The organism is Sphingobium fuliginis, assembly GCF_004152845.1.
In the GTDB taxonomy this organism is placed as follows: Bacteria; Pseudomonadota; Alphaproteobacteria; order Sphingomonadales; family Sphingomonadaceae; genus Sphingobium; species Sphingobium fuliginis.
The window spans coordinates 16,230-42,280 of sequence record NZ_SEON01000008.1 but is presented as its reverse complement, the minus strand read 5'-3'; the positions used below and the strand labels follow the sequence as shown (position 1 = coordinate 42,280).

The following is a 26,051-nucleotide window of genomic DNA, read 5'->3' as shown; positions in this document are numbered from 1 at the left end:
CATGAATGGAGTGGCGACAATCCGGTCGGTGGGACACGATCTTGCCGCCAAGGCGGTGCAGGTCGCGGTGGCGAAAGGCGGCGAGGCGGGCTGTCCCCTCGTCGCCGCAGTGGTTGGCGCCACCGGGGAACTGGTCGCCCTGTTGCGCGCCACCGGGGCCCCGTTTCCCTCCTCTCAGATCGCGCAGGACAAGGCCTATACCGCTGCCAGCTTCAAGGTTCCGTCGCCGGACGTCTACAAGATGGTCGCAGGCAATCCCGCGCTAAGCGGAGGTATCGCCGCGAAGCCCGGAATCGCCATGTTCGGCGGCGGGCTGCCGATCGCGATCGCCGGCGAAATCGTCGGCGCGATCGGAGTGTCGGGCGGAACCGAAGAACTGGATACGCAGTGCGCAAACGCAGCCCTCATCTCGATCGGGGCGACGGAATATTGAGCGTCCGGCCATCGCCGCACTGAAACAAGACGCTACGGAGAATTGAAGAGCCCATGGCAAATGAGATTACCCCGGCCGTTACCGACACCATCCTGAATTTCATCGGGGGCGCATATCGCCGTGGAAGCACCGGCAAGACCTTCGACAATTTCGCTCCTGCGACCGGCCTTCGGATCGGTACTGTCCACGAGGCGAGCGAGGCCGACGTGGCCGATGCGGTTGCCGCGGCCAAGGCGGCGCTCAACGGCCCCTGGGGCAAGATGACCACGGCGGAACGGGTCAAGCTCATCTCCGCGGTCGCCACCGAGATCGAGCGCCGCGCGGACGATTTCCTCGCAGCCGAAGTGGCGGATACCGGCAAGCCGCGCCATGTCGCCTCGCATATCGACATTCCGCGCGGTGCTGCGAACTTCCGGATGTTTGCCGACGTCATTTCGACGACCCCGACCGAATCCTTTGCAACGGCAACGCCCGATGGCGGGCAGGCGCTCAACTACGCGGTGCGCAAGCCCAAGGGTGTGATCGCGGTGATCTGCCCGTGGAACTTTCCCCTGCTGCTGATGACCTGGAAGGTTGGACCTGCCCTGGCTTGCGGCAACACGGTTGTGGTCAAGCCATCCGAAGAGACGCCGCGGACCGCGGCGCTGCTCGGTGAGGTCATGAACGCGGTCGGGATGCCCGAAGGGGTCTACAACGTGGTGCACGGTTTCGGGGCGGGTTCGGCCGGTGAATTCCTGACCTCGAACCCCGACATCGATGCAATCACATTCACCGGCGAAACCGGCACCGGCCAGGCGATCATGCAGAAGGCCGCGGTCGGGGTGCGCGACATTTCGTTCGAGCTGGGCGGTAAGAATCCGGCCGTCGTGTTTGCCGACGCCGATCTCGACAAGGTGGTCGAAGGATTGTCGCGTTCGGTATTTCTGAACACCGGGCAGGTCTGCCTCGGGACCGAGCGGGTCTATGTCGAACGGCCGGTTTTCGACGAATTCGTGAAGCGGATGACGGTGGCGGCCAAGGCGTTCAAACCAGGAGCGACCGGCGATCCAGCCTATCTTGGTCCGCTGATCAGTGCCGAGCATCAGGAAAAGGTGCTGGGATACTATGCGCGCGCGGTGGCCGAAGGCGCCACTGTCGTCACCGGGGGCGGGGTTCCCGCGATTTCTGGGGATGAAGCGGGCGGCTTTTATGTCGAGCCAACGTTGTGGACAGGCCTGGCGCACGACAGTTCGGTGATGCGCGAAGAAATCTTCGGCCCGTGCTGCGGGGTCATTCCCTTCGATGCCGAAGACGAGGTGATCGGCCTGGCCAACGACACCGACTACGGATTGTGCGCGACGATCTGGACCGAAAACCTCTCGCGGGCGCACCGGGTCGCCGCCTCGATGCAGGTTGGCGTCTGCTGGGTCAATTGCTGGTTCCTGCGGGATCTGCGCACCGCATTCGGCGGTTCGGGACATTCCGGGATCGGCCGCGAAGGCGGCGTGCACAGCCTCGAATTCTACACGGAAACCGAAAACATCTGCGTGAAGCTTTGAGACCATGACGACTGAAACCACTATCGATCCCACTGCCATCCAACAGGCGGCCGAGCAATTGCGGGGCGCGGCTGCCAGCGGCAAGCCGGTGGCGCCGATTCGCGATCTCATTTCGGCCGGCGGCGTGGATGCCGCCTACGCCGTGCAGGAAATCAACACTCGGCACGCCCTTGACAGCGGACGGCGCCTGGTCGGCCGCAAGATCGGCCTGACCTCGCTGGCGGTCCAGCGCCAGCTTGGCGTCGACCAGCCCGATTACGGCATGCTGTTTTCGGACATGGACGTGCCCGAGGGGATTCCGATCTCGCTCGATCAGGTCATCCAGCCCAAGGTCGAGGCCGAAATCGCGATCGTGGTCGGCCGGGATCTGCCCTATCCCGATCTCACCACCGCCGAGATGATCCGCGCGGTCGAATATGTCGTACCCGCGATCGAGATCGTCGATAGCCGCGTTGCCAACTGGGACATCCGCATCTGGGACACCGTCGCCGACAACGCCTCGAGCGGGCTGTTCGTGCTGGGTGCGGTGCCGCGCAAGCTCGAAGCGCTCGACCTGCGCGAATGCGGCATGGTGATGGAGGTAAAGGGCGAGCCGATCTCGGTGGGGGCGGGGATTGCCTGCCTCGGCAGCCCGATCACCGCATCGCTGTGGCTGGCGCGGGTGATGGCCCGGGTCGGACGCCCGCTGCTTGAAGGCGACGTGATCCTGTCCGGCGCGCTCGGGCCCATGGCCGGGATCGCGCGCGGCGATGTCGTGGAAGCGAGAATCAATGGCGTCGGAACGGTGCGGGCGGCTTTCGCTGCCGAGGCCGGCTGACGCAGATGAACGGAGAGATCGAAGAATGACCAAGATGAAATGCGCCATCATCGGCTCCGGAAATATTGGTACCGATTTGATGATCAAGCTGCTCAAGGGGTCCGATACCCTTGAACTGGCGGCGGTGGTCGGGATCGACCCGGCCTCGGAAGGCCTCGCCATGGCCCGCGAACGCGGCGTGGCGACAACCCATGAGGGTATTGAAGGGCTGCGTAAGCTGCCGGCCTATCCCGAGATTGGCATCGCATTCGATGCGACTTCGGCCTACGCCCACAAGGAACACGATGCGGCCCTGCAAGCCGACGGCAAGCTGGTTGTCGATCTGACCCCTGCCGCGATCGGGCCGTTTTTTGTCCCGCCGGTCGGCGGAGTGCTCGACAGCGAAATCCGCAATGTCAACATGGTCACCTGCGGCGGTCAGGCGACCATTCCCATTGTCGCCGCGGTTTCTCGGGTGACCCCGGTTCATTACGCTGAAATCGTCGCGTCGGTGTCCTCGCGTTCTGCCGGGCCCGGCACCCGCGCGAACATCGACGAATTCACCCGGACCACCGCGAAGGCGATCGAGATAGTGGGCGGTGCCGGCCGCGGCCGGGCGATCATCATCCTCAATCCCGCCGAACCGCCGATGATCATGCGTGACACGATCTTCACGCTGACCGATCAGGTGGACGAGGACGCCATCCGCGCCTCGGTCAAGGAAATGGTCGAAACCGTGCAAGCCTATGTGCCCGGCTATCGCCTCAAGCAGGAAGTGCAGTTCGAACGGTTCGGCTCGAACCGGCCGCTGAAGATCCCCGGATACGGCGAATTCGTCGGCCTGAAGACCAGCGTGTTCCTCGAGGTCGAGGGCGCTGGCGACTATCTTCCGAAGTATTCCGGCAACCTCGACATCATGACCGCCGCCGCCAAGGCAGCGGGTGAGCGTCTGGCCCAACAACGCCTTGAAAAGGTGGCAGCATGACCTTCAATCCCGAAACCGGAAAGCTCTACATCCAGGACGTCACCCTGCGTGACGGCATGCATGCCATTCTTCACATGTACGGCACCGAAAGTGTCCGCACCATTGCCAAGGCGCTGGACGATGCCGGCGTCGATGCGATCGAGGTGTCGCACGGCGATGGCCTCAACGGCACGTCGTTCAACTACGGGTTCGGTGCGCATACCGACTGGGAGTGGATCGAGGCCGCCGCCGACGTGATCAAGAACGCCGTGCTGACCACATTGCTGGTGCCGGGTATCGGCACGGTCGAGGAACTCCGCCGCGCCTATGCGCTCGGCGTGCGCTCGGTGCGGGTGGCGACCCATTGCACCGAGGCCGACGTCGCCAAGCAGCACATCGGCATTGCCCGCGACCTCGGCATGGATGTCTCGGGCTTCCTGATGATGAGCCACATGATCGATGCCGAGGCGCTGGCGCAGCAGGCCCTGCTGATGGAAAGCTATGGGGCGCATTGCGTCTATGTGACCGACAGCGGCGGCGCGCTCGACATGGACGGGGTGCGCGATCGCCTGCGGGCCTATGACCGCGTCCTCAAGCCGGAAACCCAGCGCGGCATCCACGCCCACCATAACCTTTCGCTCGGTGTGGCCAATTCTATCGTCGCGGCTCAGGAAGGCGCGGTGCGGATCGATGCGAGCCTTGCCGGAATGGGGGCAGGGGCCGGCAATGCGCCGCTCGAGGTGTTCGTCGCCGCCGCTGATCGCAAGGGCTGGAACCATGGCTGCGATGTCATGTCGCTGATGGACGCGGCGGAGGACATCATCCGTCCGTTGCAGGATCGCCCGGTGCGGGTGGATCGCGAAACGCTGAGCCTGGGCTATGCCGGGGTCTATTCGAGCTTCCTGCGTCACGCGGAAAAGGCCGCCGAACAGTATGGGCTGGATACGCGCGAAATCCTGATCGAACTGGGCAAGCGCCGGATGGTCGGGGGGCAGGAAGACATGATCGTCGATGTCGCGCTCGATCTTGTTTCCGCACGTGCAGCATAGGCCAAGGCAATGGACAAACTTGAGCGATACGCCGAAATCCTCGACAGCGCCGCTTTGCACGCGCGTGCCACACCGCAGCTCACCCATACCGATCCCGACCTGAGCGTCGCGGATGCCTACCGGGTCCAGCAGCTGTCGGTCGATCGGCGGCTGGCGCGGGGCGAACGCCGCATCGGGGTCAAGATGGGGCTGACGAGCCGCGCCAAGATGCTGCAGGTCGGGGTCGACGAGGTCGCCTGGGGGCGATTGACCGATGCCATGCTGATCGAGGAGGGCACGGCCATGTCGCGGGCGCGTTTTGTCCATCCGCGGGTCGAGCCTGAAGTCGCCTTCCTGATGAAGGCGACGCTGGCCGGCAAAGTGACGGCGGCGGCCGCGCTGGCGGCGGTCGAGGCGATTGCCCCAGCCATGGAAATCATCGACAGCCGCTATGAGAACTTCAAGTTCGCGTTGTCCGATGTCATCGCCGACAATACCTCGTCGTCCGGGCTGGTGATCGGTTCCTGGAACGATCCCGCGATGGATTTCTCGAACCTCGGCGTTTACCTCGAAATCGACGGGGAAGTGAAGCAAATCGGCTCGACCGCCGCGATTCTCGGCCACCCCCTGCGCTCGCTGGTCGCGGCAGCCAGGCTTGTTTCCGAAGCTGGTGAGGAGATTTCGGCCGGAGACATCGTGATGGCGGGCGGGATTACCGCCGCGCCCAATCTGGCACCTGGTCAAACGGTGCGCACGACCGTCCAGGGGCTGGGTTCGGTCATGTTCCAGGTGGAGGCCTGAATGCCGATCATCGAGGTCAACTTGCTCGAAGGGAGGACTTCCGACGACAAGGAGCGGTTGATCCAGGCTTTGACCGCTGCCGCCATCGAAGCGATCGGTGCGCCGCGCGAATCGGTTCGCATCATCCTGCGCGAGATGCCGCCGGGCCATTTCGCGGTGGGTGGAGAGACCTTCGCTGCCAAAGCGGCCGCGAAGGCGGCTCGACAAGGCTAGGACCGTGACCGGCCTCTATCAAATCCGCGTGGTCGGCGGCGGCGAGTTCACCTGCGGCGGGGACGAGCGGGTCCTCCTCGCAATGGAACGTTGTGGTGCCGGCGATATCGGGGTTGGTTGCCGGGGCGGCGGATGCGGAATTTGCCGGGTGAGGGTAGTCGAAGGCGATTACCGGACCGGCAAGATGAGTGCGGCGAAGGTGTCGGATAGCGATCGCCAGGCAGGTTATGCCTTGGCTTGCCGTCTGTTCCCGGCCGAAGATCTGGTCATTGCAGTGGAATAAGATTGGAAGGAGTTTTAAGATGGCTACTCAACTGAAAAGCGCGGAAAACGAATACGGCATCAAGCCGGAATACGGCCACTTCATTGGCGGTGAATGGGTTTCGGGTGACAGCGGCAAGACGATCGACCTGATCAATCCGGCGACCGGGGCGGTGCTCACCAAGATCCAGGCGGGCAACGCCAAGGACATTCAGCGCGCGGTCGCGGCGGCCAAGGCCGCCTTCCCGAAGTGGTCGGAAAGCTCGCCCGCCGAGCGCCAGGAAATCCTGATCGAGGTCGCCCGTCGGCTCAAGGCGCGCCACCAACATTACGCAACGCTCGAAACTCTGAACAACGGCAAGCCGATCCGCGAATCGATGTACTTTGACATGCCGCAGGCTATAAGCCAATTCGAAGTGTTCGCCGGCGCAGCCTATGGCCTACACGGCCAGACGCTGGACTATCCCGATGCGATCGGCATCGTCCACCGCGAGCCGCTGGGCGTTTGCGCGCAGATCATTCCATGGAACGTCCCGATCCTGATGATGGCCTGCAAGATCGCGCCAGCCCTGGCTTCAGGCAACACGGTGGTGCTCAAGCCCGCGGAAACCGTCTGCCTTTCGGTTATCGAATTCTTCGTCGAAATGGCCGACCTTCTGCCCCCGGGCGTAATCAACGTCGTGACCGGTTACGGCGCCGACGTCGGTGAAGCGCTGGTGACCCACGAGGATGTCCGCAAGGTCGCGTTCACCGGTTCGGTGGCGACGGCTCGCCGGATCATCCAGTATGCTTCCTCGAACATCATTCCCCAGACTCTGGAATTGGGCGGCAAGTCGGCGCACATCGTTTGCGCGGATGCCGATATCGATGCGGCAGTGGAGAGCGCCACGATGTCGACGGTGCTGAACAAGGGTGAGGTCTGCCTGGCCGGTTCGCGGCTGTTCCTGCACCAATCGATCCAGGACGAGTTCCTCGCCAAGTTCAAGGTGGCCCTCGAAGGCATCCGCCAGGGCGATCCTCTGGACTTTGCCACCCAGCTTGGTGCGCAGGCTTCGCAGATGCAGATGGACAAGGTCCAGAGCTATCTTCAGCTGGCTACCGAGGAAGGTGCCACGGTCCTCACCGGAGGCAGTCGCAACGAAAGCCTCGCCGACGGGCATTTCATCAAGCCAACGGTCTTCACCAACGTCAGCAACTCGATGCGTATCGCCCGCGAGGAAATCTTCGGCCCGGTCACCAGCGTGCTGACCTGGAACGACGAAGACGATATGATGGCGCTGGCGAATGATACGACCTATGGCCTGGCCGGTGGCGTCTGGACCAGGGACATCTCCCGCGCGCACCGGATTGCCCGCAAGCTCGAAACCGGAACCGTGTGGGTCAACCGTTACTACAACCTCAAGCCCAACATGCCGCTGGGCGGATACAAGCAGAGCGGTTTCGGCCGTGAATTCAGCCATGAGGTGCTGCACCACTATACGCAGACGAAGTCGGTGGTCATCAATCTGCAGGAAGGTCGCGTGGGGATGTTCGACCAGTAAGGCCGAGCAACCCCGCACAACCGGCTTGAAGAGGAGAGTGGCATTGTCTGCAAGGCTTGAAGGACAGGTTGCGCTGCTGACTGGCGGCGCAACCGGAATTGGTGCGGCGGTGGTCGCCCGCTATATTGAAGAAGGGGCCAGGGTTGGTGTGCTCGTCCGAGACGACGAGCAGGCCCAGCTGGTGCGTTCGCGCCACGGTGACAAGGTCGCCGTGGTCGCGGGCGACGTCCGTTCCTTTGCAGACAATGCCCGGGCCGTCGCCGAGACAGTCGGGGCATTCGGCAAGCTGGATGTCTTTGTCGGCAATGTCGGGATCTGGGATTTCATGGTGCCCCTTGAGCAGCAGGATCCCGAGCTTCTGGAAAAGACATTCGACGAAATCTTTGACGTCAACCTGAAGGGGTATTTCTTCGGTGCGCGCGCCGCGATTCCCGAACTGAGGAAAACCAAAGGCAGCATCGTCTTTACCGCCTCGACGTCGAGCTACTACACTGGCGGCGGCGGGACACTGTATGTCGCATCGAAGCACGCGGTGCTTGGCCTGATCCGGCAGCTGGCCTGGGAACTGACACCCGATATCAGGGTCAATGGCGTCGCGCCGGGCGGCACCCGAACTCCGCTCAGCGGCACCAAGACTGGCGGGTTTTCCGAAACCAAGATGGAGGAGATGCCTGGCCTGGACGGAATGATCGCGGGCATGACGCCACTGGCGCGGATCGCCGAGCCGGACGATCATGCAGGTCTCTACGCGCTTTTGGCTTCGCGTCGCGATTCCGCATACATGACCGGAACGGTTCTGCTCAGCGACGGCGGCGTCGGCATCGGCAAGCGTCCCGACGCCTGATCCGCTGGTTCGGCCAGACGGCAAACACCGCAGGAACGACACCCTGTATCCGAATGTGGAGGATCGAGAACCATGGCCGAGAAATTCGAGTTCAAGGAACTGCTGAACGTGGCGGGTGTGATCGGCGCCGCGCGGTGGAAGCCAACCCATGTGGGACCAACGATTGCTCCGCCGGAACTGGTCGAATTCGGCGGCGATATCACTCGGGATCGGGCCGAACGCATGATGGGGCATGCCGAAGCAGGCGGGCTTGCGATCTATGGCATCGGCCAGCTCAGCTACCAGCGGGCGCCGGTCGACAAGACAGTCGTCTACCCGATCGATGCCTATTACGCGCATGGCCAGTACACCTCGGTGATCGCGACCCTCAACCGGGTTGCTGTGCTGCTGGACAACAAGGCAAAAGTGGATGTTCAGGACATGGTGCGAAAGATGGTTCTGGTCGACAACTGAGCACTGCGCGCCCGGGCCGGCCTCGGTCCGGTTCCGGCGTATCGGACCGAGGCCAGGAACGGATCCGTTCAATCTTCGAACCGCATCCGAAGTCCGGGGTTCAGCGCATCGTGCTCTTGTCGAGAAAGCGATCCGCGGCGATCATTTCCGGCAACACGCCGTGTTGTATAAGCTGGGCTTCGGCGGCGTCGATCATGGCTGGAGGTCCGCACAAATAAGCCTCGGTGCGGGTCAGGCCGGGAAGCCGTGCGATCGGCTCGGTGACCAACCCTCGGCCCCCGGTCCAGTCGCTGCCCGCATCCTCTTCCGAAAGTACCGGAACAAATTCGAAGGGCGCATCCCAGGCCGCGCTAAGCGCTTCGATCTCGTCCAGACAATAGAGGTGTTGGCGGGTCCGGGCCCCGTAGAGCAGGGTTACCGGACGGTTCGCACCCATGGACTGGGCTTGCTGCAAGATCGCCATGATCGGGGCAAGGCCGCTGCCGCCTGCCAGGCACAGCATCGGCGCTGAGCTGTCATTGAGGCGAAATTGACCAAAGGGACCTGAGAGATCAAGCGTCTGGCCAATGCGATCTTCACCGAACAGCCAATCGGTGAAGAGGCCGCCGGGGACGTGCCGGACATGGAATTCGAGCCGCTGTGCCTCTCCTCGTTCGGGGGCGAATGCGAAGGAATAGCTGCGCGGTTCGGCCATGCCCGGTCCCGTGAGGTCGGCATATTGGCCCGGCGAGAACTGCATCGGGCGATCGATTTCGACGACAAGATTGATGATGTCCGGGCAAAGCCGGGACGTGGCAACGATGGTTGCAGTGAAACTTTCCACAGCCTGCTGGCGGGATAAAGGGGCATCAAGTGCGATGACCAGGTCCGAGCGCGGCATCGCCTGGCATGCCAGGCGGTACCCTTGTGAAAGCGCATCGCGTTCGAGAACCAGGGCCGAAGGACTCAGTTCCCCGATCTTGCCGTCCATCAGTTTGAACCGGCAAGTGCCGCATGAACCGACCTTGCAGTCGTGCGGCATGGCCAGCCCCTCTGCCAGCATCGCTTCAAGCAGCGTTTTGCCTCGTGGGATCTCCAGGATTGCCGGTTCTCCGGCAATACTGACCTTGCTTGATCGCTGCTTCTTGAGAATTGAGAACATTGCATGGGTCGCCTTGCATGGACATGAAGAAATTGTGAAAAAGAAGCGGGATCCCCGTTAAAGGGATCCCGCCAAAGGTTACATGGGGGCAATCGGAGAGGAAAACCCCTATGCGGGTGGAACCGTCAGTCGGTGGTGGCCCAGGCGGGCCAACCAGCCTGGGCGTTGGCCGCCATCGCTAGTTTGCGCTCGCTTGGCGAAGCGAAATGCAGATCCCAGTCTTTCAACCGCGGCTGTGCGATGAACCGGTGCCAGACGGGCGGGACAAGGCCGCACAGGAAGCAAAGGAACAGCGAAGGCATCTGCGGCGCCTTCGGCTCGGGCTGAAGTTCGTAGAAGGGAATGTGGCCGTCGAGATGGTGGTTGATGTGGTTGGTAATTTCCACGCCGATCGGACGCACGATCATGCCAAGATGGTTCCAGGCGTGGTGTTTCGCGATGGGAACGCCTTCCACGCGCAGCAGGCCATAGTGCTGGAAATAATTGAAGCCTTCGACGAACATCTTGGCAAAGAACATTGCGCAAACCGTGGCGAATCCGGCGATCGGCCCTGCCGCCGCCGCAACTCCCAGGATGATCGCGCCGACTAGCACCAGCTGGAGCCACATGGCATTGCGCCAGCTCCACGGCGAATGTCCGAGACGCGACAGGATTTCGCCCTGCTTTTCCCAGGTGTCCTTGTAAGAACCCCAGGTCGCCTGGAACACGAAGCTGTAGATCGTCTGGCCGCGTCGCGGGGTGTCGCTGTCCTTTCCGGTGTCGAGATGGACATGGTGGGTGACAATATGAGCAACATCGCGGTTGGGATCGCCGTAAAAGGCGCTCAGGCCCTTGGCCACGGCCCGCGGAAACCAGTGGCGGCGGTGCATCAGCTCATGCGCCACCGGCAGGGTCGGGACAGCCGAAAGCCAGGCCAGGCTGGCGATCGAACCGATCAGTTGCCATGCCGAACCATCGGTTCCCCAGATCGGGTTGGTTCCGCTCGTCACCGAATTGGCGAAAGCTAGATAAAGCGCCACGATCAACGGCAACTGCAGGAAGATCGCGATATCCGCAACCGGCGCAATCCCGCGCGAGCGCGCCTTGTGATCGCTCGGCAGGACGATATCCAGCAGCATCAGCACCACGAAGGTGGCGATGCCAAGCCAGACGAACGGGCCGCCGAGGATGAAACCCGCAACGCCGGTGAGGGTCATGGCGGGGACCAGAAAATAGCGCAGAGCATCCATGGCTTCTCTCCGATTTTAGGCACCTGCCCGCGAATGCGGGAAGCGTCCGATTGTCTTTTGATTGAACGGCGCGACAGATGGGTTCACCCGATGTCGCGCCGGGAATTACTAGAGGTAAATGTTCAGGTTCTTGCTGAGCATCACGTTGTGCTTGAGGATGATCCGGCGCCTGACCAGCTGATAGGCACCGCCAGTCTCGCGCCAGATGTCGATCCGGCTGCCGATCAGCGAATCCTCGTCGCGCTCGTTGCGGTTGCGATAGGCGTAGAAGTTTGAGAACACCCGGAATTCATCCGCCTTGTCGGTGTGTTCCACTTCGACATTGGTGATGATGTGGGTGTAGCGCGTGGCCGGATCTTCCGACCAGGCCGTGCCCGTTTCCAGGCGCAGGAGGCGCTTTTTGATCTCGTCGAGACTGTCGTTGTAATAAGCCATCCGCGTCAGGTCGGTGACTTGATCTGTCTTGTCGCGGCGATAGCGGGTTTCGATTCCCGGCATGTGATAATGCAGGTCGTCGGCCAGCATCGCCACCCAGCCAGCATAGTCCTCATCGTCCAGGCAGCGCGCTTCGCGATAGAGGGTCTGGGTCAAGGCATGGGTCACTTCCAGCGAAGCGGTTGCGCCAGTGCGGGGGCGCTCGAGAGTGGTGGTCTGGTTCATGGTCTAATATCCTCTCAAAGCGCGAACAGGCCGGGAAGGTCGCGCGTTTCGGCCACCCCGGTCAGGCGGGGTTCGGGCCGCGGCGGCATCGCGCCGAGATCGGTGGCCTCCATCATGTCCAGCCACCGCTGGTAAAAGCCGCGCTGGTTCGCGTCGTTGTACTGGCCGCGATAGACGATCCCCGGCAGGGTATCGTGATCGATCTGGCGTCCGATTCCGCAGCGGTAGTGCAACCTTTCGTGGCGGGTGACGACGCCGCGGTTGACCGTGGTGCAGTTTTCCCAGTTTTCGCCATCGTCCATCTCGAATGTACCGCCGGGGCCGAAGGTCTGCATCACGCCCTTGGTCACTTCGTCCTTGATGTCGTCGGGCATCGCCTTGTTGACGATCACCCAGGTTTTGAGCTCGAACTGCATCGGACCCTTGGGCTGCCACTGCCGGAAGGTTGAAATGCCCGGCAGGAACGAGACGTTCGGGAAGATCGAGGCGGAGGCCACCGATCCGAAGATCTGCGAGCGCATGGTGCCCAGCCGATCGGCCATCTTCGGGCGGATCTTCTCGTAATATTCCATCACCTTGGGGCGGCCGAGCAGGAACAGGTCGCCCACGCCCTCGGTGCCGAATTCCCAGCCGTGCCCATTGACGCTGGCATGGTAGGAATTTTCCATGTCGATCGGCGGGAAGGGCTGGCCGTCGTTCATCGACCGGCAGCCCGAATCGTGGGTCCAGCCCGCGTGGTAGGCATCGCCGATGAAGTTCTCGACCCCGAACTTCCAGTTTGCGCTGATCACCGACTTGATGCAGCCGCCGACCAGTTCGGTTCCGCCTTCCTCGTTGTCGAGCAGCATGTCGAGATACCAGCGGAAATCGCCGAGCCAGGCGTCGAGGCTGGGTCCGTCCTGGGCAAAGGTGGCGAACACCAGCCCCTTGTAGCTGCCGACACGGGCGACCTGCCGCAGTCCGTTCTTCTTGCGGTCGATGTCGCCTTCGTCGTAGCAGTATTCCTCGTGCATGCCCTGCAGTTCTCCGGCGGTGTTGAAGGCCCAGCCGTGATAATTGCAGACGAACCGGCGGGTGTTGCCGGCATCCGCGAAGCAGACCTTGTTGCCGCGATGCGGGCAGGAATTGAGGTAGACTTTGATCGAGCCGTCAGGCTGGCGGGTGACGATCACCGCGTCCTCGCCCATATGTGTGGTCAGGAAATCGCCGGCCTTGGGCAGCTGGCTTTCATGGGCGACGAACAGCCAGGATCGCGCAAAGATGCGGTACAGCTCTTCCTCGTAGATTTCCGCGTCGCTGAAGATGCGGCGGTCGAGCCAGCCTTCTTTGAGGTCCATGTAACGCGAAAATTCCGGCTCGCGGCCGATCCGTTCCAAACGCATGGTCATCGTCTCCCGTTGTGTTGATTTAGAAAAATACGTTGACGTTGCTGTCTGGCAGCACCGAATGGTCGAGCGCGATTTCGCGCGCAGCGAGAAGCCAGCTTTCGCCCCCCTTGCGCCAGCGATCCGTGCGTCCGGCGGTGAGCAACCGGGTCTGCCCGTCGATCCGGTTCCGGTGGATCACCACCACCGAATGAACCACCGCTTCGTTCGGCTCGTCCGCGTCCAAAACCTCGACGTTCGAGACCACCCGGCGCACGAAGTTCGGCGGATCCTCAGCCCAGACAAAGCCGGAGCGCAGGCGATCGATCCGCAACTTCAGCCGGGCGAGATTGTCGTTGAAGACATTCCCCGCGCCGACCGCGATCGGGGCGGAACGATCGGCCCGGAAGCGACGGCTCTTGAGCGCCATATGGTAGGACACGTCCTCGCACAGCAACTCCAGCCACTCCTCGAAGCGCTCGTCGTCGAGCAGCCGCGCCTCATGGAAGAGGCGCTGGGTAAGGGCGGTTACCGTGTCATGCAGGGCGGGTTGGGGGCGTACGTCAAGCATCGACAGCCTCCCGCGATGCCAGCGAATTGAGATTGTAGGCGGGAACGTCGCTCCAGCTCGAGGCCTGCATGTGTTCTTGCCAGCGGCGGTAGAAGTAGCGCTGGTTGTGTTCGCTGACCAGGCCGGCGGCAATGTCGCCCGGAAAGCCTTCGCGCGCGCCGGAGCGGCCCAGCGCCATGTTGGTGTAGACATCCATCTGCGAAGTGCGCCAGCCGCGCGACTGTTCGGTGCAGGCGGCCAGATTGTCGCCATCGTCGTTGTCGAACAGCCCAGCCAGCCCGAAGGTCAGGCACTGGTTGTCGAGGATGGTGGTCTTGATTTCCTCGGGCATGTCGTTTTCGACCATGGCCCAGGTCCATTGCTCTATCTGTCCCGGCCCCTTGGGGTGATAGACCCGGAACCAGTTGAGACCGGGCAGGAACTGGAGGTTGGGAAAGATCGTGATGTTGATCTGCGAACCCCACAGTTGCTCGCCTCGCAGCTTGCCGAGGCGTTCGATCGCGGTTGGCCGGTTGGCCTCCAGATAGTCGAGCATAGGTTTGGGCTCGGGATAGAAGGCATAGCCCGAGACCCCGTCGAGCGAGGTCAGCGCCATGTGGCCGTTGAGCCCCGCCACCGACAGGCCGCCTTCAAGATTGGCGCTGGCATTGCCGACGCTGAGGCCGGACAGGTCCATCGATTGAACCGCCATCATTGCCCCGGCATGGGCCCAGCCCAGATGATAGCCATCCCCGCAGACATTCTCGACCGGCAGCTTCCAGTTGGTGTTCAATACCATCTTCTGGGTTTCGCCGACCAGCGAGGTGCCGCCGGGCAGAGCATCGAGCCAGACGTCGAGATAGAATTTGGCATCTCCGAGATAGTCTTCGAGCGACGGCGCGGCGGGATCGAAATTGCCGAAGATCAGCCCTTTGTATTCGGCGACCTGCGCCACCGGCACTAGCCCGAACTTGCTGCGGTCGAGTTCGCCGAAATAGGCTTCGTTTTCGAGCGGGACGCCTGCCAGCGCGCCATCGGGAGCAAATGACCAGCCGTGGTAGTTGCAGGTGAAGGACCGGGCATTGCCGCGATCGGCGCGGCAGATGCGGTTGCCGCGGTGAGTGCAGGTGTTGAGGAAGGCCTTTACCGAGCCGTCCTTCTGCCGGATGACGATGACGTCGTCTTCGCCCATGTAGGTGCGGAAGAAGTCATTGGGTTGCGGAATCTGGCTGATGTGGGCAAGGAACAGCCAGCATCGGCCAAAGACGCGCTCAAGCTCCTGGCGGTAGACGGGCTCGCTGGAATAGATCGAGCGTGATTGGCGGCCTGTGCTCGTATCGACCAGATCTGCAACATCCATATTGCCCTTCTCCTCTCCTCCGTTGGACCTCCCGGCTTGGAGCGGGCGGTTCCACGTAGTCATGAATAAAGCAAAGATCATGCCAAGATGAAAAATGGCGCAAACATGCTCGAAAAGGGGGATCGGCTCACGCTCGATTGCTTGCAGGGATTGTCATTTTCGTCAATTGTTCAGAAAATCGTGGTGCAGGATTGACATATTGGTAAAAGGGATGGCGATGAAACAGCTTCCCGGCTACGCCGACCTTACCAAACGCTTGCGCTTTTCGCCCGAGCAGGGCCGCATCTGGCGCGACAGCGAACGATGCGTGCTTTTGAGCCAATCGGCGCTGACCACGCTGCGCAGCCAGCTGGTGGCGCAACTCGGACTGGCGCGGGCGCGACGCCTGTTCTGGGACATGGGCTTTGCGGAAGGCGCGAGGTGCGCGGTCGAGGCGAAGGAACTGCGCCCCGATCGCGGGTTTCTCGAAGCCTTTGCGGTTGGGCCCCAAGCCCATGCGCTGACCGGGTTTGGCTGGACCGAGATCGAGACCTTGGACAGCGATTCGGCGAGCGGCCATTTCCACGGCAGCTTTGTCGTCCACGATTCGATCGAGGCCGCGGTCCATCTGGCAACGGATGGCGTCAGCGCCGATCCGGTCTGCTGGTTGCAAACCGGCTTTGCGAGCGGCTTTGCCAGTTCCTTCGCGGGCCAGCCGATCGTCATGCGGGAGATCGAATGCCAGGGGATGGGAGACGGTGCCTGTCTGCTGCACGCCAGACCAGAAGCGGAATGGCCCGAACTCGACGACGTCGAGAAATCGGTGCCGCCGCTGATGTTGGCTAACTCGCAGGCCGATCGGCACGAATTCGTCCCCGGCGTTTCAGCCGGGTATCACGCCGTCCGGAACATGATTGAACGCGCCGCCGGGACCGATGCCAGCCTACTGTTCCTGGGCGAGACCGGCGTCGGCAAGGAAGTGTTCGCCAAGATGGCGCATCGCGCCAGTCTCCGGAAGGGTGCGCCGTTCGTGGCGCTCAATTGTGCCGCCATACCCGAAGGACTGATCGAGGCGGAACTGTTTGGCGTGGCGAAGGGTGCCTACACGGGCGCGGTGGCAAGCCGACCGGGACGGTTCGAGCTGGCGCATGGCGGCACACTGTTCCTTGACGAAATCTCGATGCTGTCCCCGCTGGCCCAGAGCAAGGTTCTGCGGGTCATTCAGGAGGGCGAATTCGAGAGAGTCGGCGATACCAGGACCACGAGGGTCGATGTGAGGTTGCTCGCGGCGTCCAACATCGACCTGGAAACGGCAATGGAAGCAGGCCATTTCCGCGCCGATCTGTTCTTCCGGCTCGCAACCTTGCCGATCCAGGTTCCTCCCTTGCGCCAGCGCCGCGAGGACATTCCCGGCTTGATGGAACACTTCCGCGCGAAGTACGCACAGCGTCATCGGCGCAAGGTCGCCGGATTCACGACGAGATCGATCAATGCCCTGCTGATGCATGAATACCCCGGCAATGTCAGGGAACTCGAACGAATGGTGGAACGCGCGGTGTTGCTGGTGAACGATGGCGAGGCGATCGACCTTCGGCACCTGTTCCTCGGCTCGGATCGCGCGTGTATCAGGGTCGGTCTGGCCTTGACCAACGATGGACGGGTGTCTGGTGCCGAGGTTGGTGGAGAAAAGGCTCAGTCGATAGGTCACTTGCTCGGACTGCTGCGACAGAACGGGGAAGGGCTGAAAGCCGTTGAGAGCATGATCATAAAAGCCGCGCTGGAAGCTGCGCGGGGTAATGTCGCTCAGGCAGCTCGAGACCTGGGCCTGACCCGGCGGCAGCTTGCATCGCGCCTGGAAAAGATTGGACGGTAGCGAGAGCCTTGGTATCCATCACTTGAAACGAATTGTATAATGTGCAACAGAAACCAGTGAATTGGGGCTGCCGTGAGCAGCCCGGCAAACAGAAGGTGGGGAGAGAACCAAGTGCGCTCGATTGCGATTGTTGGTGCGAATCTGGCGGGGGGGCGCGCAGTCGAAGCCCTGCGGCAGGCAGGGTTCGACGGGCGGATCACCTTGATCGGCGAAGAACCCTGGCGTCCCTATGAACGTCCGCCGCTGTCCAAGGAAGTGCTGTGGGACCCGGCCAACGTCCCGGACAATTTCTTCCTCCAGGACGATGCCTGGTACGATGACAACCGTATCGACATGCGGCTGGGCACCCGCGCCGAAGCGATCGACCTTGCGGGCGGCGGGGTGCGTCTGTCGGGCGGCGAATTGGTTCAGGCGGACCGGATCCTGCTCGCCACGGGCGGCCACGCCCGCAAGCTCAACCTTGCCGGGGCCGATTGCGCCAACGTCCACTATCTGCGCACCCGCGACGATGCGACCCGCATGGCCCTCGACCTGCGCGAAGGGGCCGGCATCGTGATCGTCGGGATGGGCGTGATCGGCGCCGAAGTCGCCGCCAGTGCGGTAAAACTCGGCTGCAAGGTCACCGTCGTCGAGCCGATGCCAGTGCCGATGGAAAGAGCGCTCGGCCGGCGCTTTGGGCAATGGCTGGGCGAGGAGCATCGCAGGCGGGGAGTAGCGACCCATTTCAACTGCGGCGTGACCGGCTTCAGGTTTGCCGGCAACCGTGTCAGCGCGGTCGAGGCAGACGATGGCACCGTGATTCCGTGCGATGCCGTGATCGTGGGGGTGGGGATCGTGCCGGCCACCTCGCTGGCCCGCGATGCCGGGATCGAGGTCAACAACGGGATCATCGTCGACCGGCGCTGCCAGACCAGCAACCCGGCGGTATTCGCGGCGGGCGACGTGGCCGAGCAGGACGGGTTTTTCGGCGGACGGTTCAGGCAGGAAACCTACCAGAATGCGGCGGACCAGGCGCAGGCGGCTGCTCTGGCGATGCTGGGGCAGGAGGTCTCCTACTGCAAGCCGATGTGGTACTGGAGCGACCAGTTCGATCTCAACATCCAGTTCTGCGGGCAGATTCCGCTGGAAGCCGAGGTGGCGATCCGCGGCGAGATGGACAGCAACGCCTTCGTCGCCTTCTTCCTGGCCGGCGAGGCGATCGAAGGTGTGCTGACAGTCAACCGCGCGCCCGACATGGGGGTGGGAAAACGGCTCGTTGAACGCCGGGCCCGCGCCAGCGCTGCGAGCCTGGCCGACGCCGGTGTGTCCTTGCGGGATCTGCTCAAGCAGGCGGGCTGATTAGCCCGCGGTGCGGTCAGCCGATGCCGCCCCCGGCGACGAAAAGTGTCTGGCCTGTGACGTAGGACGCATCGTCGGAGGCGAAAAAGCAGATCGCCGCGGCCAGTTCCTCGGGCTCGCCAAAGCGGGCCATCGGCGTATCGCGCAGCGTCTGTTCGATCACCTGGCTGAAGCCCAGGCGATCCGCTTCGGTGGGCGCAGCCGGATTGCGGGGGGTGACCCTGGTCACGTTTACTCCGCCTGGCGCGACACAGTTGACCCGGATGCCACTAGCTTCGAGTTCAAGCGAAAGGGCAGTAGTCAACGCGGCGACCCCGCCCTTTGCGGCGGCATAGGGGACCCGGTTGACGCCGCGTGTCGCAACCGAGCCGATGTTGACGATCGCACCCCGCCCTGCAGTCCGCATGTGGGGCAAAACCGCGTGGCAGCACCACAGTGTCGGCCACAGCGACCGGTTGATTTCCGCGGTGATTTCCTGCGGGGTGTAGTCCCAGTAGGGCTTGGCCCAGATTGTGCCGCCGACGTTGTGAACGGCGACGTCGATTCGCCCGAATCGGTCAATGACCGTCTGATACAGTTCAACAGCGCCTTCGCAGTGTTCCAGGTCCACCGCGACTGCCAGGGCATTGCTGCCTTCCGCCTGGAGCTGTGCGGCCGAAGCCTCGGCCGCCTCCGCTGCGCGGTCGGCGATGACCACGCTGGCGCCTTCCTCGGCCAGGCGCCTTGCGGTCGCCAAGCCAATACCTTGCGCTCCACCCGTGACCACGGCCACCTTGTCATGGAATCGATTCAGCAAAGTCACGTCCACATTCTCCCCGTCGTCCGCCCCAGCGAACGAGACCTATTCGATCTTCGGCAAATCTTGCCATTAGCGGCAAGAGCCCGATATTAGGACTTGAAGTGACATAAGGAAAAGCATTACACAATAGCGAACGTCCCGCTCGAGGCGGGCAATTTCCATTGGGAGAGTATGAGTCATGGCCAAGCCGTTGTTGAGCGCCGCCGATGTCAAGGGCGCTTGGGCAATCATTCCGACCCCGTCCAAGGATAACGCGTCGGACTGGCGTGCGACCAAGACCGTCGATCTCGATGAAACTGCTCGCGTGGTCAACGGGCTGATCGATGCCGGGATCGACGGCATCTTGAGCATGGGAACGCTGGGCGAAGCCGCGACCATGACCCATGACGAAAAGCTGGATTTCATGCGTGCGCTGATCGACGCGGCGGCCGGCCGAGTCCCGGTTTTCGTCGGCACGACCTGCATCAACACCCGCGATACGGTGGCGCTGACGCGGGAAGCGCTCGCGCTCGGTGCCGACGGCACGATGCTTGGCGTGCCGATGTGGTGCGCGCCTAGCCTCGACGTCGCTGTCCAGTTTTACAAGGACGTTGCCGAAGCCGTGCCGGAAATGAACATCGCGATCTACGCGAACCCGGAAGCCTTCAAATTCGATTTCCCGCGTCCGTTCTGGGCTCAAGTGGCTGAAATTCCGCAGGTCGTGACCGCCAAATATATCGGCGTCGCCAACCTCTTGCCCGATCTGGCCGCGATCCGGGGCCGGATCAAGCTGCTGCCGATCGACTTCGACTATTATGGCGCGGCGCGGATGGATGATTCGGTCGACGCTTTCTGGTCGAGCGGAGCGGTCTGCCACCCGCTGGTGACGACCACCCTGCGCGACCTGGTCGCCCAGGCGCGCGCAAGCGGCGACTGGAGCGCGGCCAAGGCGTTCATGGGCCGCCTCGGCCCGACCGCGGCACCCTTGTTCCCGAACGGCAGCTTCAAGGAATTCTCGACCTACAATATTGCGCTTGAAAAGGCGCGGATGGACGCCGGTGGCTGGATGAAGGCCGGGCCTGTGCGTCCGCCCTACCATCTCTGTCCGGAGCCCTATCTGGCGGGCGCGCGCAAGTCCGGTCAGATGTGGGCCGAACTGGGCAAGGCGCTCGAAGCCGAAGCATTGGGGGCTGCTGCCTAGGAGGATTGCGATGACCGAAATTGGCTTGACCTGGCCCAAGAATTTCAACGAGGTTCCAAAGGCGGCGTTCACCCGCAAGGATATTTACGCCGAAGAGATGAAGCGCATCTTTTTCGGGCAGGAATGGCACCCGGTCGCGCATGAAAGCGAGTTGCCCAATCCAGGCGATTTCAAGACCTTCCGCTTGGCCGGCGTTCCGCTGCTCATCGCCCGCGACAGGGAAGGCGTGGTGCGGGTGTTTTACAACGCCTGTTCGCATCGCGGCAACCAGCTCGAAACCGCGGTGATGGGGAACAAGACCGAATTCGAATGCCCCTATCACCGCTGGCTGTTCGATGCGAAGGGCGATCTGGTCGGTTGCCCCAACCATCGCGATTTCCTGCCCGGCTTCGACAAGTCCGACTATCCCTTGGCGCAGCCCCGGTTCGACAGTTTCTACGGCCTGATTTTCGTGACCCTTTCGGCTGAAACCGAAACGTTGACGGAATTCCTCGGCGATTCGCAGAACACCTTGCGCGAACTGCTGGGAGGGGACGGCAGGCTCAAGCTGCTGGGCTATCAGAAGGTGCGCTACGACAGCAACTGGAAGTCCTATACCGACAATGATGGCTACCATGCGCCATTGCTCCACCAGGCATTCAAGCTGCTCAATTGGCAAGGCGGTAAGGGACGCCAGTTCGCCGCGACGAAACATGGCCACATCTGTTTCGAATCGGCGCTGTCGGTGGTCAGTGGCCCCACAGTGCTCAAGGACGCTTCGCTGATCGCATTCAAGGGGCAGGACCCCTCGGTCGGGTCGCGCATCGTTTCGCTCTTCCCGACCTTCGTTTCGACCAAGCATCTCGATGTCATCAATTTGCGCTTCGCAACCCCGGTCGATGAAGAGACGGTTGAGGTCCACTACGCCTATTTCGCGCACCAGGACGACGATGAGGACATGGTCCTCCATCGTCTGCGGCAAAGCTCCAACCTCCTGGGACCCTGCGGCCTGATCAGCATGGAGGACGCATCGATCTTCCATCGCATCCATATTGGCAACCACACGCCCGGCAATGCGATTTTCCAGAAGGGCGTGCACGACCAGTCGAAGCTGGAGTCGGAGTTCCTCCAGAACGACGAGAGCGGCAATCTTCCCCGCTGGGAGTATTACCGGTCGGTGATGGGTTTCGAGAGGGCCGAGGCATGACGCAGACCGACACTGCGCTTGAGGCCGCGCTCGACGCCCTTCTGCTGGCTGACTCCAGCGCGCTTGATGGCAAGGACATGGAGGGCTGGCTCGCCAACTATGCCGAGGAAGACGAGGCTTCCTACATCTGCCGTTCCGCCGAAAATTCGGAAAATGGTCTCGCCCTGGGGTTCATGTACGACGATTGCCGATCCAGGCTTGAGGATCGCGTCACTTTCGTGAACGATATCTGGGTCGGTACGTTCCAGGACTATCGCACCCGTCACTTCGTCCAGCGCGTCGCGTATCAACGCGTCGATGCATCTACTATCTCGATGCGATCGAATTTCTCGGTCTTCATGACGCCCACCGATAGCGGCATCACCCAGGTTCTGGCTGCGGGTCAATATCTTGATACCATCCGTTTGGAAAAAGCCGGTGCGTTGAAGCTGCTGTCCAGACGGGCCGAGCTCGATACGTCCGTTCTGCCCCGGTATCTGGTATATCCGATTTGATATCCGCTGCTGAACATTGCTGAAATTTCCAGCCGGGGCAGGACCTCTCTGAAAGATCGCAAAGCGATGATAATCGACGCCCATGCTCACCTTGTCGCGCCTGCAGCGCTGTACGCGCACAGGAGCAATCTTGTGGTTTCAGGGGGGCAATATGGCAGCAGCTATCGTGCGCAGGTGTCCGATCGTCTGCTGGAAGAAAGCGCGGACCAGAACGTCAGGATCATGGATGCGGTGGGGACTGACCTGCAGTTGCTTTCCCCTCGACCTTTCCTGACCTTGAATGGAACTGCCCGGTGGAATGACATCGTCGACTGGACAAGTGACACAAACGACATGATTGCCCGGACAGTTCGGATGCATCCGAATCGCTTCCGGGGAGTGGGAGCCTTGCCGCAGCAAGTCGATCGGCCGATCACCTCGTTGTTCGATGAAATCGAGCGAGTGGTGGATGAGCTCGGTTTCGTGGGAATCTTGCTGAACCCTGACCCCAGTGAGGGGATGAACGGATCGCCTCCGCTCGGCGATCCCTATTGGTACCCGCTGTACGAGAAATTGTGTGAGTTGGATCTTCCTGCCCATATCCATTCGGGACAATGCTGCAATGGGCGCGAGACCTATGATGAGCATTTCATCGCTGAAGAGGGACTAGCGATTACCTCGATCTACCGGGCCGACGTGTTCGACCGGTTCCCCGACCTCAAGTTGATGATTAGCCATGGCGGCGGTCCCATCCCCTACCAGATCGGACGGTGGCGCTCGCATCGGGAAATGGCCCGGGCCCAGGGGCGTATCGCTGCCGATGCACCCCAATTCGATGAAATTCTACGAAAATTCTGGTTTGACACGGTACTTCATAACCCGGATTCGCTCGCGCTTCTGTTCAAGACCGTGGGACATGACCGATGCTGTTTCGGAACGGAAAGGCCCGGATCGGGAGACGGCATCGATCCTGTTTCAGGGCGCCACTACGACGATCTCAAGCCCGTGATCGAGGCGCTTCCTTCACTTGACCAGGCTGCTCTAAACTGTGTTTTCGAAGGCAATGCCCGTCGATTGTTTTCCCGTCTCGACGTTTGATTACGTGCTTGGCGACGATGCAGATTTTCCGCGACTTCCGATAATTCAACAGGTCGCTCTCAAGGATTGGGGATCGTGACACGACGCAGCATCGAAGTTGAAGGCCTTCACCATTCCGGCAATCCGATCCCTGCCGCGAGCCGGGTGGACCGTCTTGTCGTGACAGGTGGGGTTTACGGTTTGGATCCGGCAACCGGCGAAGTGGCGGAAGACGCTGTCGATCAAGTCCGCCTGACATTCTGGCACCTGGACCGGATCTTGGCAGCAGCCGGCGCGCGTTTCGACGATGTTGCCAAACTGACCTTCTATGTGAAGACGAAAGAGCTTAGACCGGCAATCAACGAATTGTGGCTCAGGCACTTTCCAGATCCTTCGTCGCGGCCGGCTCGGCATATGCTGGTTTACGATGACCTCCCGGGCAACATCCTGGTGCAGTGCGAAGCGATAGCGATGGTGCCGGACAATGCCTGAAGACATCTCACCTACGTCTTATTTGGCAGCTACTCAGCGTGTCGCCGCCTTTGACACTTGCACCATTTCAGACGCGCTCGACAAACTCGGTCTCCGCGGAGTCGTCCCGGGTCTCGTCCGGTTGACCGCAAAGGGGCAGCGCATTTCCGGCAGGGTTGTGACCGTGAAACTTGGACCGCCTATCGAAGGACTGCCCAAACGGCACCTGGGTGCCTCTGCCATCATGGCGGCACAACCGGGTGAGATCGTGATCGTCGAGCATCGCGGAAGGACCGATGCCTCTGGCTGGGGCGGCTTGCTGAGCCGGGGAGCGGCTCGGAACGGCGTTGCCGGCGTGATCGTCGACGGTGCCTGTCGCGATCTGGATGAGAGCAGCGAACTTGGTTTCCCAGTCTTCGGCCGCGCCGTTGTTCCACTTACAGCGCGCGGTCGGGTCGCCGAGCATGACTGGAACTGCCCCGTTACAATCGGCAGCATTGTAGTCAACCCCGGGGACTGGGTTGTGGCGGATGGAAGCGGCGTCGTGTTCTTCGAACAGCAACACCTGGACGATGTGCTGGCGGAGGCGGAGCGCATCCTTTGCCGTGAAACAGCCATGATCGCTGCCCTTGAGCAAGGCGCTCCAATTGATCAGGTGATGGGCGCGAACTACGAAGACATGTTGAAATAGGCAGGGAAAGCGATGAGCAAGGAAACACTCGTTAGGCGGTTGAATGCAGTGGGTGTAACCGCCTTGTCCGATGCACTGGATCGCCTGGCGATCAGCGGCCAGGCGATTGGAATCCTGCCGGTAGCACGGGGGATGAAGTTTGCGGGACCAGCCTTCACGGTTCAGATGCTTCCGGTCGGACTGACTCAGGGAATAGTCGGAGACTATATCGACGACGTGCCTGAAGGGGCAGTGGTCGCAATCGACAACGGCGGTAAATTGGATCAGACCGTCTGGGGCGATATCTTGACCCGAGTGGCGCACAAGAAGGGCGTCGCAGGCACGGTGATCGATGGTGTCTGCCGAGACAGCGATTGCTGTGTTTCGCTGAAATACCCTGTATTCTCCCGCAGCGTCACAATGCGGACTGCCAAAGACAGATCCACCGCGCATGCTTATGATGTGCCGATTCAACTTGTAGAGGTGCGGATCGATCCCGGCGATTGGCTGGTGGGGGATTCCGATGGGGTCGTCGCGATTCCGGCGGGTCGGGTTGAGGAAGTCGTCGCGATCGCCGAAGAAGTGGAAGCCGCCGAAAGGGCAATTCTCGCTGCCGTTGATGCGGGAATGCGCCTGGACGAAGCCCGGCGCGCCGGTGGATATCACGCGCTTCAGTCGCGTGCGGTTTGATGCCTCCGAACAGGCCTCTTTCCAGACCGAGTGGCGACCGCCGTTCCGGTCGCGGCAAATGGCCTAACGGGATAATATTTGCACATTATGCAATGATGGGATATGAGTCGACGAGTTACAAACCGGCCTGATTCGTCAAGGCCGTGTGCGGGGAGCCAGAGGTCGGCTGATAAGGCGGCAACCTTGGCGTGGAGAGGGATTGCCAGTGGCTACGAGCGTTTTTCCGTCGAGCAAAGACGAATATTTCGAGCTATTGCGGCAGCCGCCGTTGCTCGCATGGCCAACGGCGATCCTGTTTGTCGTGTCGATGCTGGGGATCGGCACCGTCTGGTACCTGGCGCTGACAGAGCAAATTGCGCTTTGGCAAGGCGCAATCGCCAACGGACTGCTCACTTACCTGCTGTTCAGCGTCATTCACGATGCGTCGCATTGTTCGCTGTCGCGCGTCGGCTGGCTGAACGAATCGATTGGGGCGATCGGCCTGTTCTTTCTCTTTCCCTATGCGCCGATGGTGCTTTTGCGGTGGGTTCACAACAAGCATCACAGTTTTGCCAATGGCCCGATGGACCCGGATTTGTTCGAACACGAATCGCCGTGGTGGCAGGTGCCATTCCGCTGGACGTTCTTCGATGGCGCCTACATCTATTACTTCATCAAATACGGCCAGTCTGTGCGCAAGCGGCACGGAATGCAGCTTGTCGTCTTTTACTCCTTCCTGGTGGCGCTGTTCGCGGGAGCGCTCTATTTCGGCTACGGGCTGGAGCTGTTCATGCTGTGGTTTGTCCCATCGCGAATCTCCTTGTTCATGATCGCGATCGTGTTCGTCATTCTGCCGCATTATCCCGCCGTGGTAGCCCAGGATGAAGATCCTTACATGGCGACGACGATGCGATTCGGGTTCGAATGGCTGCTGACCCCCCTGCTGGTCTATCAGAACTATCACCTGATCCATCACCTCTATCCGGAGATACCCTTCTACCGGATGCACAAGGCCTATTACCTGCGCTACGATGAGATCAACGCGCAGGACATTCCGCGGCAGACTGCTTTTGGGCTGGCACCGGAAAATATCGAATCGCACCGGGCTTTCCGGCGGATGAAGGATGCGATAGCGGTTCCTGCCGAGTAGGAACGATTCT

At 61.7% G+C, this 26,051-nt stretch carries 28 protein-coding genes; 21 read left to right on the top strand and 7 right to left on the bottom strand.

Features of this window, described 5'->3' with window-relative positions; genetic code table 11:
* Position 1 precedes the first annotated feature (1 nt).
* The 11 genes from EWH10_RS17440 (at position 2) to EWH10_RS17390 (ending at position 8,872) form a co-directional block, all read left to right on the top strand.
* Positions 2–433, top strand: a complete 432-nt coding sequence (locus EWH10_RS17440) for a GlcG/HbpS family heme-binding protein (RefSeq protein WP_025548185.1) — start codon at positions 2–4, stop codon at positions 431–433.
* A 53-nt stretch (positions 434–486) separates the two neighbouring features.
* Entirely contained in the window at positions 487–1,971 is a 1,485-nt protein-coding gene (locus EWH10_RS17435) for a 2-hydroxymuconic semialdehyde dehydrogenase (RefSeq protein ID WP_025548187.1), read from the top strand.
* A gap of 4 nt (positions 1,972–1,975) precedes the next feature.
* Positions 1,976–2,788 carry a 2-keto-4-pentenoate hydratase gene (locus tag EWH10_RS17430; protein ID WP_025548189.1) on the top strand — a complete coding sequence of 271 codons (813 nt, stop codon included), beginning with the start codon at positions 1,976–1,978 and terminating at the stop codon, positions 2,786–2,788.
* A 25-nt stretch (positions 2,789–2,813) separates the two neighbouring features.
* Complete coding sequence (locus EWH10_RS17425; RefSeq protein ID WP_040261278.1) at positions 2,814–3,752, top strand: acetaldehyde dehydrogenase (acetylating); 939 nt, start codon at positions 2,814–2,816, stop codon at positions 3,750–3,752.
* Entirely contained in the window at positions 3,749–4,780 is a 1,032-nt protein-coding gene (gene dmpG, locus EWH10_RS17420) for a 4-hydroxy-2-oxovalerate aldolase (protein ID WP_025548191.1), read from the top strand. Before EWH10_RS17425 ends, dmpG begins: the two co-directional genes overlap by 4 nt.
* Positions 4,781–4,789: 9 nt before the next feature.
* Positions 4,790–5,560, top strand: a complete 771-nt coding sequence (locus tag EWH10_RS17415) for a 2-keto-4-pentenoate hydratase (RefSeq protein WP_025548193.1) — start codon at positions 4,790–4,792, stop codon at positions 5,558–5,560.
* Complete coding sequence (locus EWH10_RS17410; protein WP_025548194.1) at positions 5,561–5,773, top strand: 2-hydroxymuconate tautomerase; 213 nt, start codon at positions 5,561–5,563, stop codon at positions 5,771–5,773. It begins immediately after the preceding gene.
* 4 nt (positions 5,774–5,777) lie between these two features.
* Complete coding sequence (locus EWH10_RS17405) at positions 5,778–6,056, top strand: 2Fe-2S iron-sulfur cluster-binding protein (protein ID WP_025548196.1); 279 nt, start codon at positions 5,778–5,780, stop codon at positions 6,054–6,056.
* A gap of 19 nt (positions 6,057–6,075) precedes the next feature.
* Positions 6,076–7,575, top strand: coding sequence for an aldehyde dehydrogenase family protein (locus EWH10_RS17400; protein WP_025548198.1), 1,500 nt, complete (start codon positions 6,076–6,078; stop codon positions 7,573–7,575).
* A gap of 43 nt (positions 7,576–7,618) precedes the next feature.
* Positions 7,619–8,419, top strand: coding sequence for a 3-(cis-5,6-dihydroxycyclohexa-1,3-dien-1-yl)propanoate dehydrogenase (hcaB, locus tag EWH10_RS17395; protein ID WP_025548200.1), 801 nt, complete (start codon positions 7,619–7,621; stop codon positions 8,417–8,419).
* Positions 8,420–8,491: 72 nt separating this feature from the next.
* Positions 8,492–8,872, top strand: a complete 381-nt coding sequence (locus EWH10_RS17390; RefSeq protein ID WP_025548202.1) for a hypothetical protein — start codon at positions 8,492–8,494, stop codon at positions 8,870–8,872.
* A gap of 100 nt (positions 8,873–8,972) precedes the next feature.
* Here the strand turns inward: EWH10_RS17390 and EWH10_RS17385 are convergent, their stop codons facing one another.
* The 6 genes from EWH10_RS17385 to EWH10_RS17360 form a co-directional block, all read right to left on the bottom strand.
* Entirely contained in the window at positions 8,973–10,013 is a 1,041-nt protein-coding gene (locus EWH10_RS17385) for a 2Fe-2S iron-sulfur cluster-binding protein (protein WP_025548204.1), read from the bottom strand.
* Positions 10,014–10,138: 125 nt separating this feature from the next.
* The gene (locus tag EWH10_RS17380) at positions 10,139–11,242 is read right to left on the bottom strand and encodes an alkane 1-monooxygenase (RefSeq protein WP_025548206.1); all 1,104 of its coding nucleotides are present in this window, start codon (positions 11,240–11,242) and stop codon (positions 10,139–10,141) included.
* Between the two features lie 108 nt (positions 11,243–11,350).
* Positions 11,351–11,902 (bottom strand): 3-phenylpropionate/cinnamic acid dioxygenase subunit beta, encoded by a 552-nt coding sequence (locus EWH10_RS17375; RefSeq protein WP_025548207.1) that lies wholly within the window; start codon positions 11,900–11,902, stop codon positions 11,351–11,353.
* Between the two features lie 14 nt (positions 11,903–11,916).
* Complete coding sequence (locus EWH10_RS17370; protein WP_229742714.1) at positions 11,917–13,290, bottom strand: aromatic ring-hydroxylating oxygenase subunit alpha; 1,374 nt, start codon at positions 13,288–13,290, stop codon at positions 11,917–11,919.
* A 19-nt stretch (positions 13,291–13,309) separates the two neighbouring features.
* Positions 13,310–13,837, bottom strand: a complete 528-nt coding sequence (locus EWH10_RS17365) for an aromatic-ring-hydroxylating dioxygenase subunit beta (protein ID WP_025548211.1) — start codon at positions 13,835–13,837, stop codon at positions 13,310–13,312.
* Positions 13,830–15,176: an aromatic ring-hydroxylating dioxygenase subunit alpha gene (locus tag EWH10_RS17360; protein ID WP_025548213.1), complete on the bottom strand. Its 1,347-nt coding sequence runs from the start codon at positions 15,174–15,176 to the stop codon at positions 13,830–13,832. Before EWH10_RS17360 ends, EWH10_RS17365 begins: the two co-directional genes overlap by 8 nt.
* A gap of 217 nt (positions 15,177–15,393) precedes the next feature.
* Between EWH10_RS17360 and EWH10_RS17355 the strand changes: the two genes are divergently transcribed.
* The gene (locus EWH10_RS17355) at positions 15,394–17,028 is read left to right on the top strand and encodes a sigma-54-dependent Fis family transcriptional regulator (RefSeq protein ID WP_025548215.1); all 1,635 of its coding nucleotides are present in this window, start codon (positions 15,394–15,396) and stop codon (positions 17,026–17,028) included.
* Positions 17,029–17,139: 111 nt separating this feature from the next.
* Positions 17,140–18,366, top strand: coding sequence for an NAD(P)/FAD-dependent oxidoreductase (locus EWH10_RS17350; RefSeq protein WP_025548216.1), 1,227 nt, complete (start codon positions 17,140–17,142; stop codon positions 18,364–18,366).
* 16 nt (positions 18,367–18,382) lie between these two features.
* Here the strand turns inward: EWH10_RS17350 and EWH10_RS17345 are convergent, their stop codons facing one another.
* Positions 18,383–19,168 (bottom strand): 1,6-dihydroxycyclohexa-2,4-diene-1-carboxylate dehydrogenase, encoded by a 786-nt coding sequence (locus tag EWH10_RS17345; RefSeq protein ID WP_188453295.1) that lies wholly within the window; start codon positions 19,166–19,168, stop codon positions 18,383–18,385.
* Between the two features lie 175 nt (positions 19,169–19,343).
* Here EWH10_RS17345 and EWH10_RS17340 point away from each other — a divergent pair, with 175 nt between their 5' ends.
* From EWH10_RS17340 to EWH10_RS17305, 8 genes are all read left to right on the top strand, one after another.
* Positions 19,344–20,345 (top strand): dihydrodipicolinate synthase family protein, encoded by a 1,002-nt coding sequence (locus EWH10_RS17340; RefSeq protein WP_025548219.1) that lies wholly within the window; start codon positions 19,344–19,346, stop codon positions 20,343–20,345.
* Between the two features lie 10 nt (positions 20,346–20,355).
* Complete coding sequence (locus EWH10_RS17335) at positions 20,356–21,531, top strand: aromatic ring-hydroxylating oxygenase subunit alpha (protein WP_025548221.1); 1,176 nt, start codon at positions 20,356–20,358, stop codon at positions 21,529–21,531.
* A complete protein-coding gene (locus EWH10_RS17330; RefSeq protein ID WP_025548222.1) occupies positions 21,528–22,025 on the top strand; it encodes an aromatic-ring-hydroxylating dioxygenase subunit beta in 498 nt (165 codons plus the stop codon). Before EWH10_RS17335 ends, EWH10_RS17330 begins: the two co-directional genes overlap by 4 nt.
* A 66-nt stretch (positions 22,026–22,091) precedes the next feature.
* Entirely contained in the window at positions 22,092–23,102 is a 1,011-nt protein-coding gene (locus EWH10_RS17325) for an amidohydrolase family protein (RefSeq protein WP_130030098.1), read from the top strand.
* A 75-nt stretch (positions 23,103–23,177) separates the two neighbouring features.
* Positions 23,178–23,573 carry a RidA family protein gene (locus EWH10_RS17320; protein ID WP_130030097.1) on the top strand — a complete coding sequence of 132 codons (396 nt, stop codon included), beginning with the start codon at positions 23,178–23,180 and terminating at the stop codon, positions 23,571–23,573.
* Positions 23,566–24,243 (top strand): RraA family protein, encoded by a 678-nt coding sequence (locus EWH10_RS17315; protein ID WP_130030096.1) that lies wholly within the window; start codon positions 23,566–23,568, stop codon positions 24,241–24,243. Before EWH10_RS17320 ends, EWH10_RS17315 begins: the two co-directional genes overlap by 8 nt.
* Positions 24,244–24,255: 12 nt before the next feature.
* Positions 24,256–24,912: an RraA family protein gene (locus tag EWH10_RS17310; protein ID WP_130030095.1), complete on the top strand. Its 657-nt coding sequence runs from the start codon at positions 24,256–24,258 to the stop codon at positions 24,910–24,912.
* A 205-nt stretch (positions 24,913–25,117) separates the two neighbouring features.
* Positions 25,118–26,041 (top strand): fatty acid desaturase, encoded by a 924-nt coding sequence (locus EWH10_RS17305; RefSeq protein ID WP_025550823.1) that lies wholly within the window; start codon positions 25,118–25,120, stop codon positions 26,039–26,041.
* The last annotated feature ends 10 nt before the right edge of the window (positions 26,042–26,051 follow it).

Bases quoted from the DNA above. Each gene is read 5' to 3' on its own strand.
- EWH10_RS17375 (WP_025548207.1), bottom strand. From the start codon at position 11,902: ATGAACCAGACCACCACTCTCGAGCGCCCCCGCACTGGCGCAACCGCT.
- EWH10_RS17370 (WP_229742714.1), bottom strand. From the start codon at position 13,290: ATGACCATGCGTTTGGAACGGATCGGCCGCGAGCCGGAATTTTCGCGT.
- EWH10_RS17310 (WP_130030095.1), top strand. From the start codon at position 24,256: ATGAGCAAGGAAACACTCGTTAGGCGGTTGAATGCAGTGGGTGTAACC.
- EWH10_RS17360 (WP_025548213.1), bottom strand. From the start codon at position 15,176: ATGGATGTTGCAGATCTGGTCGATACGAGCACAGGCCGCCAATCACGC.
- EWH10_RS17385 (WP_025548204.1), bottom strand. From the start codon at position 10,013: ATGTTCTCAATTCTCAAGAAGCAGCGATCAAGCAAGGTCAGTATTGCC.
- EWH10_RS17355 (WP_025548215.1), top strand. From the start codon at position 15,394: ATGAAACAGCTTCCCGGCTACGCCGACCTTACCAAACGCTTGCGCTTT.
- EWH10_RS17340 (WP_025548219.1), top strand. From the start codon at position 19,344: ATGGCCAAGCCGTTGTTGAGCGCCGCCGATGTCAAGGGCGCTTGGGCA.
- EWH10_RS17380 (WP_025548206.1), bottom strand. From the start codon at position 11,242: ATGGATGCTCTGCGCTATTTTCTGGTCCCCGCCATGACCCTCACCGGC.
- EWH10_RS17440 (WP_025548185.1), top strand. From the start codon at position 2: ATGAATGGAGTGGCGACAATCCGGTCGGTGGGACACGATCTTGCCGCC.
- EWH10_RS17430 (WP_025548189.1), top strand. From the start codon at position 1,976: ATGACGACTGAAACCACTATCGATCCCACTGCCATCCAACAGGCGGCC.
- EWH10_RS17365 (WP_025548211.1), bottom strand. From the start codon at position 13,837: ATGCTTGACGTACGCCCCCAACCCGCCCTGCATGACACGGTAACCGCC.
- dmpG (WP_025548191.1), top strand. From the start codon at position 3,749: ATGACCTTCAATCCCGAAACCGGAAAGCTCTACATCCAGGACGTCACC.
- EWH10_RS17435 (WP_025548187.1), top strand. From the start codon at position 487: ATGGCAAATGAGATTACCCCGGCCGTTACCGACACCATCCTGAATTTC.
- EWH10_RS17410 (WP_025548194.1), top strand. From the start codon at position 5,561: ATGCCGATCATCGAGGTCAACTTGCTCGAAGGGAGGACTTCCGACGAC.
- EWH10_RS17325 (WP_130030098.1), top strand. From the start codon at position 22,092: ATGATAATCGACGCCCATGCTCACCTTGTCGCGCCTGCAGCGCTGTAC.
- EWH10_RS17400 (WP_025548198.1), top strand. From the start codon at position 6,076: ATGGCTACTCAACTGAAAAGCGCGGAAAACGAATACGGCATCAAGCCG.
- EWH10_RS17390 (WP_025548202.1), top strand. From the start codon at position 8,492: ATGGCCGAGAAATTCGAGTTCAAGGAACTGCTGAACGTGGCGGGTGTG.
- EWH10_RS17330 (WP_025548222.1), top strand. From the start codon at position 21,528: ATGACGCAGACCGACACTGCGCTTGAGGCCGCGCTCGACGCCCTTCTG.
- EWH10_RS17425 (WP_040261278.1), top strand. From the start codon at position 2,814: ATGACCAAGATGAAATGCGCCATCATCGGCTCCGGAAATATTGGTACC.
- EWH10_RS17315 (WP_130030096.1), top strand. From the start codon at position 23,566: ATGCCTGAAGACATCTCACCTACGTCTTATTTGGCAGCTACTCAGCGT.
- EWH10_RS17415 (WP_025548193.1), top strand. From the start codon at position 4,790: ATGGACAAACTTGAGCGATACGCCGAAATCCTCGACAGCGCCGCTTTG.
- EWH10_RS17335 (WP_025548221.1), top strand. From the start codon at position 20,356: ATGACCGAAATTGGCTTGACCTGGCCCAAGAATTTCAACGAGGTTCCA.